The following is a 13,916-nucleotide window of genomic DNA, read 5'->3' as shown; positions in this document are numbered from 1 at the left end:
TATCTTTTTTTGATGTGGTTCACTACTTTTATTTGTCCATATCTATAGACAAGTAAAATCTAGATTACTATCAAATAATTAGATATAAAAGAAAAAGACTCATAACGGTTAAGTTATGAGCTATTCAAAGGATGAATTGCAAATTTAATTGCAATTTGAATTGACAAAATTAAAGATAACTTATTTAATTTAATTATAGATAATTAAATTAAATAAAAAAGGACTTGCGTCAACAAATCCCATTGTAGCCGATTAAAAGTCGGTGGCAACATTTAGTTCAAGAACCGTTAACTGAGGTTCTTTTATTTTTGATATTCTAAGAGCACTAACAAAAATTACCTTGATTCATTGAACTTCTGTCAAGACCTGATATACACAGTATATCAGCACTTGTTGGAGCAAAAAAACTCATCATTTGCAGATGAGTTAGAAAAAGGTTTAGATTTGAAATTTGACCAAGCATAGCTAAACGCTATCTCAAAGTTTATTTTTCTTCTTTTTTAGCTTCTTTTGTTTGTGGTTTAGCGACTGTTCTTACACCTACTGCGTTAAAGTGTTTTTTACCATTGCGTTTACCAAATTTATGTGATTTATATGCCATTGTGGCTCCTTTCATTCATGCGTGCTCTTTCGATTTATACTCTAGCCTCGCATTATTCACTTGCATTTTATCACATCTTGATAACACTTTCAAGAATTACAAACTTTTTATTTTTGAACAAAAAAACTCATCCACGAAAGATGAGTTAGGGTTAGTCGGTAGTCGGGAAGACAGGATTCGAACCTGCGACACCTTGGTCCCAAACCAAGTACTCTACCAAGCTGAGCTACTTCCCGTAGCAAATATTCAATTAGCTATTCCAACAAAAAAATGACTTACGCCATATTTTGTTTATGCAAGCGGTAGGATTCGAACCTACAACCGCCTGATTCGTAGTCAGGTACTCTATCCAGTTGAGCCACGCCTGCGTTTCTCTCAAACGACTATCTTAGTATATCAAGTTTCCTTAATCTTGTCAAGAATAAACTCGATTATTCATTAATTTTTTTATTTAAAGTCTGCCAAAGCACTGATAGCAAGCATTGGAACACTTGTTCGCTATCTCCATTAGGAGAAATTATAAAGGCTGCTTACATTTTCATAAAATCATTGGATTCGAGTAAAAGACCCTAATATGGTACAAAAAATCGCCGAAAGGCGATTTTAAAGTTTTTTATTCGTTATTTGTCTTAAAATCCAAAAATTTACTGATATTTTTGACGGCAAATTCAAGTGCTGCTTCGTTGGGATCCATTTTTTGAGAATGAAGAGGAGCTGGACTGTCTATGCCTAACCAGAACATCACTCCCGGGATTTTGCTTAGCAAGTAACCAAAGTCTTCTCCGGTCATAGCTGGGGCGATATCAATCAGGTTAACTTCTGGCTGAGCTTCAAAAAAAGTCATGAGCTTTTGAGCCAGCTCGGGATTATTTTCAACGGGTAAGTAGCCCCCTTGTTTGAGCCTTAGATCAATTTTCATATTGAAAGATTGAGCTACTCCTTGGGCAAGCTCGCGTAAACGTTTTTGAGTTAATTCATTGACTTCTTGGGTTAAACTGCGAATTGTTCCGTGGAGAAAGGCGGTTTCCGCGATGATGTTATTAGTGGTTCCAGCTTCCATTTTGCCAAAAGTGACTACAGCGGCGGCAAGTGGGTCAATATTTCGGCTGACTATGGTTTGAACTTGTGTGACAAAGTGACTTGCGGCAACTAATGCGTCATTCGCCGTGTGGGGAAAGGCTGCATGACCTCCTGTACCTGTGAAAGTCAGTTCGACTTCGCAAGTTCCTGCAAAAAGAGTGTGGCGGTTGGTTGCAATATCGCCAACTTTTAAATCTGGTCGGACGTGCAAGCCGTAAAATTCATCTGGTAGCCAGTCACCAAAGGCATTCTCGTCATACATCAGTTTTCCACCTGCTTCATTTTCTTCGGCGGGTTGGAAGAGGAAAAGGAGGTTTTCTTTGGGTTGGCTTTGGCTGAGTTTTTCGAGCAGACCAAGCGCTACTGTCATGTGGATGTCGTGACCACAGGCGTGCATTTTCCCATTTTTACTGGCAAATGTGAGCTTTGTCTTTTCTTCGACCGGCAAGCCATCAATGTCTGTACGCCAACCAATTGTCTTGGTTGGGCTTGTTCCTTGCAAGAAGACCAAAATACCCGTGCGCCAAGTTTTGAGGGCGATGTAGGTTTTATCAGCAATCAATTGATGAATGATTTCTAACAAAACTTGTTGTGTCTCAAATTCTTGAAGGCCGATTTCGGGGATTTGGTGAAGTGTACGGCGGGTTTTGATTAAATCTAACATATTTATAGTCCTATTTTTAGTGTTGCGATTACGGCATAGTGGTCTGTTAAGCCTCTGAAAGTTTTTCTATCATGCTCAAGGCTTTCAACTGCTAGGTTAGTAAAGATTCTATCGATGCGAGTGCCGGCAATAAAAGTCGCTCTTTCTTCTGGTCTATTTTTTGGCTTCACAGTATGGTAAGCGTCGTATTTTTCAGCCATTTTTTTAAATTCCTCAAAATAGTCACGTGCGTATTTATCATCATAATCTGTGTCTAAATTAAAGTCACCGATGACTAAAAAATCTTCCGCATTGGTATTATTTTTCTCAATCCATCGCAAGAGTGGCTTATGAAATTCTTCCGCAACAGAGCTAGCAGCGCAGTGAAGACCTAAAAGATTAAATTTTTTATGAGATAATAGGAGCTTTTTATTGGGGTAGCTTGGAAATTCTTCACTGTGCGCTGTGACTCTCAGTTTTTCTGTATCTTTTATTCCGATAAGGACACATGATTTAGTGCTCCCATTGTGTTTGGCATAATAGATTATGAAATGATGGGCTTCCAATTTAGTTCTAGCTGCTTCAAAGCGTTCTGGATTAACTTCCGTTAAGACAAAAATATCAGGCGATAGTTTTATCATTCGTTCGGAAATTTCCAGATTTCTTTCACTTATGAAGGCTGTTTCTTTCCCAAAACTTTTAAAATCAATATAATTTTTGACATTGAGCGTCAAAATTTTTAATATCGTCACTTTTACAGATTTCTCAGCGCGTCTTCTAGGGCTGTTTTTTGTTGAGTTTTTTCATCGATTTCTTTGATGATACGAGCTGGAACGCCTGCGACAACCACGTTTTCTGGGACGTCTTGGGTAACGATGGCACCAGCGGCAACAACGGAACCTGAGCCGACTTGGACGCCTTCGATAATGACGGCATTGGCGCCGACAAGAACATTATCACCAACACGGACGGGTTCGGCCGAGGCGGGTTCGATGACGCCTGCAAGGACAGCTCCTGCTCCGATGTGAGAATTTTTTCCAACGGTTGCTCGACCGCCAAGAACTGCTCCCATGTCAATCATGGTTGCTTCACCGATTTCTGCGCCAATATTGATAATTGCGCCCATCATAATTACGGCGTTGTCCCCAATGCTCACTTGGTCGCGGATAATCGCTCCGGGTTCGATGCGTGCATTGATGGCGCGGGTGTCAAGGAGAGGCACAGCGGAATTTCTGCCGTCAAATTCAATGGTGTAGTCTTTATCTTCAACTAATCCCTGAAGAAGAGGTTTTACCGCTTGCCAGTCACCGATGATTATTTTTAGGCTGTAATGGGTGTGGAAATCACCGAGCACTTGAATGCCTTTGTTGGCTAATGCTTTAAAATTAGGTCGGCCATTCTCAGCGAGAAACCCTGCGCTTTTAAAGCTTGGCATTCCTGAGAGCGTGACTTTTACTCGCGTTTTTTTCTCGGCTGAGCCGATGAATTGAATGATTTCTTGGGCAGATAATTTTTGTGCTTCCATATGTTCTCCTTAAATTTTTCGGTAAATTACAAATTGTCTTTATTTTTTGTATTGGTTTTATTATAGCAAATTTTGTAATTTTGGGCGAAAAAAAACAGCTCATGCTGTCTTTTTTACTGACGAATGTTCTGTTTTTTATTTTATAAAGTCTGATAAGTTTTCTTTTTTGTTATCAAACTTACGGAAAGTTCCGTCAGCATTTTTTCTAATAAAACTTGGGACAGTGGCAATAGTGTAAGTGCTTCTAAAGGCTTGTAAATCCAAATCAAGATCGGTATTCTCAGTGTCCACGTAGTAAATCGTCTGGTCAGCAAAAGCGGGTAATTGACGAGCAAAGCGACGTGTCCACGGGCAAGTGACCCGTCCAAAAAGAATCAAACTTTCTGCTGGCAAAGTTGCCAACTGCTGAGCAGATAAGGGTTTGAGTGCTTTGATGTTGGTCAAAAATTCCGTGCGAGCCTCGCTGGTGTAGGGCTGTTCAACCCACTCACCTATCACGATAAAGGTGTTGCCTTCTGGCGCAATAAAGCTGAACATATGCTTGCCGTCAACACTTGGTGTGATTGGGCTAACCGGAAGTTTTAGTGCGAGGATTTTGTCATGAATTTCATCAATAATTTCGACTGGGAGAGCGAGTGTCTCCAAAATTGGATCGTAGGTTTCATTGAGGGCGATTTCTTCTTCTAAACCAAGTTCTTTAAAGAAAATTTCGGCGTTTTCTAGACTATTTACATTCAAAGTAATCATATTCTTCTCCGCTTTTTGTCTTTTATGGCATCCTTGTCCATAGAATCAAGAGGGCAGCCATAATGATGATGCTTAATACTAAGAGATTGTCCCGATTTTGCCATTTGAGCTGGCGATATTTGGTGCGACCGTCTCCGCCTTGGTAACCACGGCTTTCCATCGCTACGGCTAAATCATCCGCTCGACGAAAAGAGCTAACAAACAGCGGAATCAAAATTGGAATGACCGATTTGATTTTTTGGAGAAGATTGCCTTCGCCAAAGTCCATTCCTCGTGCTTTTTGTGCGTTCATGATCATGGTAGTGTCGTCCATCAAGGTCGGGATGAAGCGTAAACTAATGGACAACATCAGCCCTAGCTCATGGACGGGAACTTTGATTTTTTTCAAGGGAGCCAGCCCTTTCTCAATCCCGTCTGCCAAAGTCAAGGGAGGTGTGGTCAAGGTCAAAATTGTCGACATAAAGATAATCAATACAAATCTAAAAAAGATGTAAACAGCATTGATGAGCGATTCTGTGGAGATTTTGATGAACCAAAAGCTAAAAATGACGTGTGGGCCGCTTGTAAACAGCATCTGGAAAATCACTGTGAACAAAATAAGTCCAATCATTGGGCGCAGCCCCTTGAGGAAATAGCGCACAGAAATTTTAGATAAAAAGACTCCCGCAAAAGTATAAATCAATAATAACAAGTAACCGAGCCAATCATGCGCCAAGAAAATGACGACCACAAAGGCGAGCATAACTAAAAGTTTTGAGCGGGGATCCATGCGGTGGATCAGGGAATTCCCTGGAATGTAGCGCCCCATAAGCATATTTTGCATCAGTCTTCACCTCCCGAATTTACTGACGGATTTGTTGGCTGAGGTTTTTGGTTTTGTTTTTCCGTCAGCATTTTCTCTGGAAAATTTTTGGCTTTCGTAAGCGCTGAAACAAGCTCTGCTCGTGTGATAGGGAGCTTATCAAATTGAATGGCACCTGTTTTTTGCAATTGGTCAGCAAATTGGGTAGCTTTGGGAACGCCGAGTTCATGGCTTTTCAAAAATGCAACATTTTGGAAAACGTCAGATGGATTTCCTGAGCTGATGATGCGTCCTTTTTCCAAAAGATAAACATAGTTCGCGTAATCAGCCACATCATCCATCAAGTGTGTAACCAAAACAACGGTCTGCCCCGCAGCGTGAATGCTTTCAAAAAGCTTCATCATTTCAATGCGCGCTTTGGGATCCAGCCCTGCTGTTGGCTCATCAAGAACTAACACTTCTGGCTCCATCGCCAAAATTCCAGCAATAGCCACACGGCGCATTTGCCCGCCAGAAAGTTCAAAGGGAGATTTTCCCCAAAATTCTTCGGCAAGTCCCACCATTTCTAACTTTTGGGCGGCAATTTTTTCGGCTTCTTCGCTAGAAACGCCAAAATTTTGAGGGCCAAATGCCACGTCTTTGAGGACGGTCTCTTCAAAAAGTTGACTTTCTGGAAATTGGAAAACAACGCCCACTTTTTTGCGGACAGGTTTGATTTCTTTTTGCTTACTGGTCGAGGTCACAAGGATATCCCCAACAGTGACCTTCCCTTGTGTTGGTTGCAAAAGACCGTTGAGATGTTGCAAAAGGGTTGATTTTCCAGAGCCTGTGTGGCCAATCAGCGCCGTATAACTGCCTTTTTTGACTTCTAAATCAATGTCAAATAAGGCTCGACTGGCAAAGGGGCTGTTGGGTTGGTAGGTGTAATTTACTTTTTCAAATTTAATCATTTTTCTTTTTTCATTTTTACTGAGTTGCTCAAATAAACTTTTATTGTTTGCTAACAAGCACTTTTATTTTTGCACCATTTTCATTTGAGAGTGTGGCGCTGATTTTTCCTTGGGCGTTTTTCTGGAAATCAGTGAGTTTATCATATTTTCCATCTGCAAATTTAAAAGTGATGAAATACTTATTTGCCCATATTGCACTGGTTTTTATCTCTGTATCAAAGGCGTTATCTTGTGCGCTCAAGCCTGATTTTTCTAGCTTATCACCTGCTTCAGGACTGTCGTAAAGTGCGTTGGCAAGTTTTTTGACTTCGGCTGCTGTCGCATTTTCATGAAAACCAACGTAAGAGCTGTCGGCGTGGGCATTGACATCGAAGGCAAAGATAAATTGTGAGTCGGCCTTGGCGCTCACGACATAAGCATCACCGATTGTTAATGGGGAGCGTCCGAGCTGATTACCCGAAAATCGCCATGCAAATAGGACAAAGAGCCCTGCTAGTCCAAGTACCAGCCGCCATTTCCGCGAGATTCTCGGATTAACTTTGGTAATTTTAGCTTGATTGCTCGTGCGATCACTGTCATCCAGTATTGGCTGATTGTGGCGCGCACGTTCTTCTTTTAGTATTTCCAAGGCTTTCTTACGATTGATGTTTGTCCCATTGAGCAAAACTTTGAAAATCAATGATTCATCACGATAGCCTTGACATTTTTGTAAATTTTTTAGTTGCCGATAGCGTTTATCATTTTCATCAGCGAGAATGTATTTTTCAGGATGGAGAACATCACAAATTAAATAATACTGCGTGCTACGTCCTGCAACAACCCGCTCAAGGCGCAAATCAATCATATCTTCCCAAGCAATCGGGCCGACAGGATTTTTGGCAAAAACACCTCCTGAATTGGCCGTAATCCCTGTTTCATCTGCATAAATTCGAACAAGATTTAGGCTACGAATGTAAAGCCAGACGAAAAAGATAATCCCGATAACACAGCCTATTTTTATAAAGATAGAATGGCTAAAAAGAATGGCAACTAGGCACGCGGCGATAAAAAATAGACAGGTGAGTGCTAATTTCCACCACGAAGCTTTAATTTTTAAAGGCCAGTTTTCTCTCTCAATTCCGTTCATATGAACACACTTTCTGCTGATGCTTCAATCAGCATTTATTTTCGCAAATTTTCAGCTAAAAGTTCAACTAATTCGGTTTCACTCAGGTATTTTTGAGGCAAATCAAAACCATTGGCCCGCAAATCTTTCATTAGATTTGACGAGAAGGGGACGTCCAAACCGAGTTCAACCATGTTCTCACTGGTCGCAAAGAGTTCGGCTGGCGCAGCTTCTTTGATGATTTCGCCTGCGCGCATGACTAAAACGCGATCAGAGCTTGCGGCTTCATCGAGGTCGTGGGTAATGGACAGCACGGTCAAGTGATATTTTTCTTTGATGTCGTGAATCACGCGCATGATTTCGGCACGTCCAGTTGGGTCAAGCATCGAGGTGCTTTCATCAAGGATAATAATTTCTGGACGTAGCGCAATGATACCAGCCACTGCCACACGTTGTTTTTGACCACCTGAAAGTCTGGCAGGTTCCCGCGTTTTGAAGTCCAACATATTAACCGCAAGGAGGGCTTCATCAACACGTTTGAGCATTTCGTCACGGGGAATGCCTTGATTTTCCATCCCAAAAGCCACATCATCTTCAACAGTCGCACCGACAAATTGATTATCTGGATTTTGAAAAACCATTCCGATTTTCTGGCGCAGTTGCCAGACGTTTTCAGCAGTCAAGCTCTCTCCATCAATCTTGACTGTGCCTTCAAATTCTTCAAAAAGTCCATCAATAAGGCGCGCAGTGGTGGATTTCCCTGAACCATTTTTGCCAATGATTGATAGCCATTCGCCCTTTTGGACAGAAAATGATACACCGTTAAGCTGATTGACATCACTTTCTTTTTCATATTTAAAAACTAAATTTTCTACTTCGAGAATTTTATTCATAAGCCTTATTATAGCAGAAAATCGCTTGCTTTTTCCACTTTTTTCATTTGGAAATACGGACTTGTGAAAAATTTTACTTTTTTTGGATTTCGTCAGTATTTTTTCTGGAAAAATCATGAAAAAATTTACGTCAGTAAATTCTCTTATGCTTTTATTAGCAAAAATGATCTTTTTTTTGATATAATAGAAGGGTCTTGGGGAGGTGTCCGAGAGGCTGAAGGAGCACGCTTGGAAAGCGTGTAAACGCGTAAGCGTTTCGGGGGTTCGAATCCCCTCCTCTCTATCATTCAAACGAACCTTTTGGTTCGTTTTTTTAACTAGAAAAATGAAAAGCAAATGAAAACAATATTAGTCATTGAAGAAGCAAAATACTGGGGAGATTTGAAGGCGGAACTGGCAAAGATGAATGTGCTCTTCCTTGGTTTTGACAAGAAAAAACCGAATCGCAAGGAAATTGATGAATTGGTCGCCAAGGCTGATTTTGTCGTGATGCGCAATCTCAACGTGGCTCATCACTCGATTAGTTTTGCGAAAGCCGCTTGCAAAAAGACTGGCACACCTTTTTGGATTGGGCGAAATTTTGGTTTGGACACAATTATCGAAAAATTTAATGATCAATTTCCCAAAGAAAAACTTGAACGGGTCAAAATTGCCCCAAAACCTAAGCCCAAACAGGTGACTTCACCGTCCGCAACTCCGGTGTCAAAGCACGCTAAATCCGCGAGTCAGACTGAGCAAAAAGCCTATCTCAAAGGGAAAAAGCAACATTTGCCTCTCAAAAATGCACTAAAAAATTTCCAAATCGATGACGACGAGCCTGATTTCACAAAAATCTTTCAGAAAAAACGCTGACGAAAATTCCGTCAGCGTTTTCTCTATGATTTTGACTTTTCGTCAGTAAATTCTCTCGTTCAACAATCCGTCAGTTCAATCTAAATCAATTTTTCTTTATGAATTTGCTCAAAAGCTTGCTCACCGTCATTAAGTTTTTCCCAAATGACCACTTCACCTGCTGCCCGTGATTGAGGGACATCAATAATCCGTTGATTAGAAGAGCCTCGAAATTGCAACATCAGATTTTTCTTAGATAATTCAAAACGTCCGTCAACAAGAATATCGAGTAAATCAAGCATTTCTAACTTATCATCAGTTTCAAGCATCAACTCTTCCCAAGTATAGCCTGTCCAAGACCAAATGTCTTTTTCTGGCAATTCACGACGGATTCGCTTTATAAGTGGCAGCAAGAAGGGCGTGTTCAAAAAAGGTTCGCCACCAAGCAGTGTTAAGCCCTGCACATAAGGTTGTGCCAAATCTGCCATGATGCGTTCTTCCAACTCTTGAGTGTAGGGTGTGCCATAGCGAAATGACCATGTCGCTTGATTATAGCAGCCTGCGCAATGAAACATACAGCCCGATACATAGAGCGAGCAGCGCACCCCTTCGCCATCAACGAAATTAAAGGGTTTGTAATCTGCAATGTAGTTTTGTGAGAGCTCTTCAGCTCTCCATTCGCCTGGTTTTGGATTGTTCATGCTTTATTTCTCCACAAAATATTTTGATTTTGCTTCGTCAACCTCAACTGAATCAATCAAATCACCATTAGAAAGTGCGCCAACACTGCCGTTCATATGTTTGACACGAGCAGAAATTTCTTTGTGACGTCCGTGAACCATTGGGCGCGCTTGGGGATTGCCGAGGTAGCCACAAGTTCGTTTAACAACATCACAGGTTTTAGGGTCATCATTGCCACATTGTGGACATTTGAAACCACGTTCAGTTGGCGTAAAGTCGCCTTCAAAACCACATTCGTAACAATGGTCAATTGGGGCATTTGTTCCCAAATAGCCAATACGGTCATACGCAAAGTCCCAAACGGCTTCCAGTGCTTTTGGATTTTGTTGAAGGACTGGATATTCACAGTAATGAATGAATCCACCATTGGCATAAACAGGATAATCTTTTTCAAATTCCAATTTTTCAAATGGTGTTGGGTTTTTGCGAATATCATAGTGGAAAGAGTTAGTATAGTAATCTTTATCTGTGATGTCGGCCACTGAACCAAATTTTTCCTTGTCCATCCGACAGAAACGGTCAGTCAGACTTTCTGAAGGTGTGGAATAAACAGAGTAGTGATAGCCCGATGCCTTAGACCACGCTTCGCAGTCTTCGTGCATTTTTTTAACAATTTCAAGTGTGAAAGCTTTCGCTTCAGGATTGCTTTCCCATGTTGGCCCATAGAAGGTCGTTGCCACTTCGTAAAGCCCAATGTAACCAAGGCTGACCGTAGCACGTTCGTCTTTGTAAAGGTCATCAACAGCACCGTCAGCTTCAAGTCGGCCCAAAGCGCCATTCATGAAGAGGATTGGTGCATTTTTAGGTTGGGCTTCTTTGGCACGTTCCACTCGAAAAGCAAGGGCATCATGGGCAATTTCGATGCGCTCATTGAAAATCTCCCAGAATTTTTCTTTATTTCCAGCAGCTTCAAGGGCAATCCGGGGCAAATTGACCGTCACAACGCCGAGGTTATTACGCCCTGCTGTCACTTCATTGCCTTGCGCATCTTTCCAGCCTTGTAAAAAGGAACGGCAACCCATAGAGGCTTTGAATGATCCAGTCAATTCGACAATCTTGTCATAACTCAAAATGTCTGGATACATTCTTTTAGTGGAACATTCGAGGGCAAGCGCCTTGATATCATAGTTTGGTGTGCCTACTTCCAGATTAAGTCCCCGTTTGAGTGTAAAGATGAGTTTAGGGAAAATGGCTGTCCGATGTTCTGAACCAAGTCCACCAATACGGACTTTCAAAATCGCTTTTTGAATTTCACGCGCATACCAGTCTTCTCCAAGTCCAAAACCAACAGTAACAAATGGTGTTTGACCATTTGAGGTGAATAAGGTATTGATTTCGTATTCAAGAGACTGCATGGCATCATAGATGTCTTTAGTCGTTTTTTCACGCGCGTATGCTTCACGCTTTTCTGGATCTTCAATCCATTTTTGGGCATCTTTTATATGCTTGTCATAGTTGAGCTTAGCGTAAGGTGCAAGGACTTCATCGGCACGGTCAAAAGAACAGCCACCATATTGGCTACTTGCGACATTGGCAATGATTTGACTGGCTTGAGCCGTTGCAGTTTGGATTGATTTAGGGCTGTCGACTTGGGCGTTACCAAGTTTGAAGCCATTTTCAAACATATTTTTGAAATCAATCAAACAGCAGTTTGACATTGTAGTAAAGGGTGAATAGTCCAAATCATGGTAGTGAATATCCCCTTTTTGGTGAGCATTGGCCACGTGTGGGGGCAAGATTTTCAGCCCAATCGCCTTAGACACTGCTCCTGCGGTCAAGTCACGCTGGGTGTTGAAGACGTTAGAGTCTTTGTTGGCATTTTCATTGACAACGGTTTGGTCACGATTGATGAGTTTTTCAATGGTAAAATTGATGTCTGTTGCTTTTGCGCGCGCTAAATCACGATTGGCCCGGTAGCTGATATATTCTTCAGCAAGTTTTGTTTCGCCCGATTCCAATAATTCTTGTTCAACGATGGATTGAATTTCGTAAATTTTGACATTGTTTGAGAAACGTTCTGAGATTTCACCGACGACTTTTTCAGTGAGTGCTGAAAGGATCGATAAGTCTGTCAACTCGATTTTTTCAGCAGCTTTGGTCAGAGCGTCAAAAATCTTCTGGCTGTCAAATTTAACCGACCGTCCATCACGTTTGATAACAGTGATTTCCTCTGTTTCGGTAGCTTGATATTTGACTTGTGTTTTCATTTTATTTCCCCTTCGACTCATGACTTTTGAATTCTATTTTAGCAAATTTTTCAGCTTAACACAACATATAGTATTAAATTATGTAAAGCACTACAAGATGTTGTGTTGCCAGCTTTCTTAGCTTTTTCAGCTCTGTGAAAGACAAAATGAGCTGTTTTGTCCAAAAAAATTACTTTTTTACTGACGTAAATTTGCGTCAGCATTTTCTCTCTATTTTTTAATCGTTCCCAAGTTTTGGGGGCAAAATTTTGCTTTTCCAAGAAAAACGTTTACAAAACGCCATAGAATTGACATGATTCTTCTCATTTTTTTGTCATTTTGTTATCATTTTATAGAATACAAATGTTAAAATAGGGAGAGCACTAATCTGCGATTAAATCACTTCAAGAAAGGAAGTTTCCCTTATGCCCGTATCTCGCGTTAAAGTTAAAAATAGACACCTCAAAAAGAAGGCAAAAAAACCAATTACTTTTCATAAGCCTGCTTCCAAATTCGCTGGTGCCGTTTTGATTGCTGGCAGTTTAACGACTGTCCACGATTTGCTCATTCAGCAAGACAAATCAGTTGTTCAGGCCTCTACATCGTCCTCAGCTGCCTTTATCGAAAATATCGCAAGTTCCGCAAAACCAATTGCCGATGCAAATGGACTTTATCCTTCTGTCATGATTGCTCAGGCGATTTTGGAGAGTAATTGGGGAACCAGCCAGCTTGCTAGAGCACCTTACTACAATTTATTTGGGATTCAAGGCTCTTATCAAGGAAAGAACGTCATTTTTAAAACGCAGGAATTTCTCAACGGCAAGTGGATTACCAAAGATATGCCGTTTCGAGTTTATCCTTCTTTCATCGAGAGTTTCCGCGACAATGCCTACGTTTTGAAAACAACTAATTTTGGGAGCGGGCCTTATTATAGCAAGGCTTGGCGTGCAAATGCTGCAACTTATCAAATGGCAACCGCAGCATTGACTGGAAGATATGCCACTGATCCCAATTACGGCTCATCCCTCAACCGCATCATTTCACAGTACAATTTGACGCGTTTTGACGGCGGCTCCGTAGCAGCAAGCGGCACGGCAACTCCCCCCGTAGCCACCAATCCTGCGACAAGCACTCCTTCAACTACCAGCACCACAATTTACACCGTCAAATCAGGGGATACTTTGTGGGGCATTTCTCAGCGCTACGGCATCAGTGTTTCTCAAATCCAAAGCGCCAATCGCCTGCAAGGCACGGTGATTTATATCGGACAAAAATTGACCCTAAGCAGTGCAACCTCAGCAACGGCAACGCCCACAACACCTGCCCAAGCTCCCGCTACGACAACACCGACAACCTCAATCACCCCAGCCAAACCAAGCGCGCAAACTAGAATTACTGTCAAATCTGGCGATAACCTCTGGACACTTGCCATGCGCTACAAAACCAGTGTCGCTCAACTCAAAACTTGGAATAATTTACGCTCAGATTTGATTTATGTCGGGCAAAATCTGATTGTTTCGATGACCGCAGGGACAACAAGTACGCCTACGGCTACCCCAGCAGCTCCAGCGGCAACACCAAGCACGCAAAACACAATTCATAAAGTTGTTTCTGGAGATACCCTCTGGGCGCTTTCGCAAAAATCAGGAAGTCCTGTCGCCTCAATCAAAGCGTGGAACCACCTTTCAAGCGATTTGATTTTGGTCGGACAATATTTAAGAATCAAATAAAAAAAGAATGAAATGATTTCATTCTTTTTTCATTTGATAACTGAATTTTCCATTTCGTCAGTAATTTTTGCTGACGAAACTT

Annotated in this window: 12 protein-coding genes, 3 tRNA genes and 1 pseudogene; 3 read left to right on the top strand and 13 right to left on the bottom strand. The window is 41.5% G+C overall.

Features of this window, described 5'->3' with window-relative positions; genetic code table 11:
- Positions 1-763 precede the first annotated feature (763 nt).
- The 10 genes and pseudogenes from EQJ87_RS09680 to EQJ87_RS09635 form a co-directional block, all read right to left on the bottom strand.
- A tRNA-Pro gene (locus EQJ87_RS09680) sits at positions 764-837 on the bottom strand.
- 58 nt (positions 838-895) lie between these two features.
- Positions 896-969 (bottom strand) — tRNA-Arg (locus tag EQJ87_RS09675).
- Between the two features lie 245 nt (positions 970-1,214).
- Entirely contained in the window at positions 1,215-2,345 is a 1,131-nt protein-coding gene (locus tag EQJ87_RS09670; RefSeq protein WP_130124390.1) for an N-acetyldiaminopimelate deacetylase, read from the bottom strand.
- A 2-nt stretch (positions 2,346-2,347) separates the two neighbouring features.
- Positions 2,348-3,076 carry an endonuclease/exonuclease/phosphatase family protein gene (locus EQJ87_RS09665; protein ID WP_130124389.1) on the bottom strand — a complete coding sequence of 243 codons (729 nt, stop codon included), beginning with the start codon at positions 3,074-3,076 and terminating at the stop codon, positions 2,348-2,350.
- Positions 3,077-3,078: 2 nt separating this feature from the next.
- Positions 3,079-3,849: a 2,3,4,5-tetrahydropyridine-2,6-dicarboxylate N-acetyltransferase gene (gene dapD, locus EQJ87_RS09660; protein ID WP_130124388.1), complete on the bottom strand. Its 771-nt coding sequence runs from the start codon at positions 3,847-3,849 to the stop codon at positions 3,079-3,081.
- A gap of 135 nt (positions 3,850-3,984) precedes the next feature.
- On the bottom strand, positions 3,985-4,596 hold the full coding sequence (locus tag EQJ87_RS09655; protein WP_130124387.1) for a thiol-disulfide isomerase: 612 nt from the start codon (positions 4,594-4,596) through the stop codon (positions 3,985-3,987).
- Between the two features lie 22 nt (positions 4,597-4,618).
- A complete protein-coding gene (locus EQJ87_RS09650; protein ID WP_130124386.1) occupies positions 4,619-5,419 on the bottom strand; it encodes an energy-coupling factor transporter transmembrane component T family protein in 801 nt (266 codons plus the stop codon).
- An 89-nt stretch (positions 5,420-5,508) separates the two neighbouring features.
- Positions 5,509-6,348, bottom strand: a pseudogene (locus tag EQJ87_RS09645) (energy-coupling factor ABC transporter ATP-binding protein); the annotation flags it as partial.
- Positions 6,349-6,388: 40 nt separating this feature from the next.
- Complete coding sequence (locus EQJ87_RS09640; protein ID WP_130124385.1) at positions 6,389-7,474, bottom strand: STM3941 family protein; 1,086 nt, start codon at positions 7,472-7,474, stop codon at positions 6,389-6,391.
- Positions 7,475-7,509: 35 nt separating this feature from the next.
- Complete coding sequence (locus EQJ87_RS09635) at positions 7,510-8,346, bottom strand: energy-coupling factor ABC transporter ATP-binding protein (RefSeq protein WP_130124384.1); 837 nt, start codon at positions 8,344-8,346, stop codon at positions 7,510-7,512.
- Positions 8,347-8,542: 196 nt separating this feature from the next.
- Here EQJ87_RS09635 and EQJ87_RS09630 point away from each other — a divergent pair.
- Together EQJ87_RS09630 and EQJ87_RS09625 are read left to right on the top strand one after the other, a co-directional pair.
- Positions 8,543-8,629, top strand: a tRNA-Ser gene (locus EQJ87_RS09630).
- Positions 8,630-8,682: 53 nt separating this feature from the next.
- Positions 8,683-9,198 (top strand): DUF2325 domain-containing protein, encoded by a 516-nt coding sequence (locus EQJ87_RS09625; protein ID WP_130124383.1) that lies wholly within the window; start codon positions 8,683-8,685, stop codon positions 9,196-9,198.
- 80 nt (positions 9,199-9,278) lie between these two features.
- On the opposite strand, the gene nrdG is transcribed toward EQJ87_RS09625, so the two are convergent.
- Genes nrdG through EQJ87_RS09610 form a run of 3 tightly spaced genes read right to left on the bottom strand, consistent with a single transcriptional unit; the run spans position 9,279 to position 12,385 of the window.
- Positions 9,279-9,878: an anaerobic ribonucleoside-triphosphate reductase activating protein gene (nrdG, locus tag EQJ87_RS09620; protein WP_130124382.1), complete on the bottom strand. Its 600-nt coding sequence runs from the start codon at positions 9,876-9,878 to the stop codon at positions 9,279-9,281.
- A gap of 3 nt (positions 9,879-9,881) precedes the next feature.
- Positions 9,882-12,125 carry an anaerobic ribonucleoside-triphosphate reductase gene (gene nrdD, locus EQJ87_RS09615; protein WP_130124381.1) on the bottom strand — a complete coding sequence of 748 codons (2,244 nt, stop codon included), beginning with the start codon at positions 12,123-12,125 and terminating at the stop codon, positions 9,882-9,884.
- Positions 12,126-12,175: 50 nt separating this feature from the next.
- Complete coding sequence (locus EQJ87_RS09610) at positions 12,176-12,385, bottom strand: hypothetical protein (RefSeq protein WP_130124380.1); 210 nt, start codon at positions 12,383-12,385, stop codon at positions 12,176-12,178.
- A gap of 144 nt (positions 12,386-12,529) precedes the next feature.
- Between EQJ87_RS09610 and EQJ87_RS09605 the strand changes: the two genes are divergently transcribed.
- The gene (locus EQJ87_RS09605) at positions 12,530-13,834 is read left to right on the top strand and encodes a LysM peptidoglycan-binding domain-containing protein (protein ID WP_130124379.1); all 1,305 of its coding nucleotides are present in this window, start codon (positions 12,530-12,532) and stop codon (positions 13,832-13,834) included.
- The last annotated feature ends 82 nt before the right edge of the window (positions 13,835-13,916 follow it).

The organism is Lactococcus sp. S-13 (assembly GCF_004210295.1).
GTDB lineage: Bacteria > Bacillota > Bacilli > Lactobacillales > Streptococcaceae > Lactococcus.
The sequence above is the reverse complement of the archived record's forward strand: the minus strand, read 5'-3'. Positions and strand labels throughout refer to the sequence as shown.

Coding starts and splice junctions, on each gene's coding strand:
- EQJ87_RS09670 (WP_130124390.1), bottom strand. CDS start 2,345: ATGTTAGATTTAATCAAAACCCGCCGTACACTTCACCAAATCCCCGAA.
- dapD (WP_130124388.1), bottom strand. CDS start 3,849: ATGGAAGCACAAAAATTATCTGCCCAAGAAATCATTCAATTCATCGGC.
- EQJ87_RS09655 (WP_130124387.1), bottom strand. CDS start 4,596: ATGATTACTTTGAATGTAAATAGTCTAGAAAACGCCGAAATTTTCTTT.
- EQJ87_RS09650 (WP_130124386.1), bottom strand. CDS start 5,419: ATGCAAAATATGCTTATGGGGCGCTACATTCCAGGGAATTCCCTGATC.
- EQJ87_RS09640 (WP_130124385.1), bottom strand. CDS start 7,474: ATGAACGGAATTGAGAGAGAAAACTGGCCTTTAAAAATTAAAGCTTCG.
- EQJ87_RS09635 (WP_130124384.1), bottom strand. CDS start 8,346: ATGAATAAAATTCTCGAAGTAGAAAATTTAGTTTTTAAATATGAAAAA.
- EQJ87_RS09625 (WP_130124383.1), top strand. CDS start 8,683: ATGAAAACAATATTAGTCATTGAAGAAGCAAAATACTGGGGAGATTTG.
- nrdG (WP_130124382.1), bottom strand. CDS start 9,878: ATGAACAATCCAAAACCAGGCGAATGGAGAGCTGAAGAGCTCTCACAA.
- nrdD (WP_130124381.1), bottom strand. CDS start 12,125: ATGAAAACACAAGTCAAATATCAAGCTACCGAAACAGAGGAAATCACT.
- EQJ87_RS09605 (WP_130124379.1), top strand. CDS start 12,530: ATGCCCGTATCTCGCGTTAAAGTTAAAAATAGACACCTCAAAAAGAAG.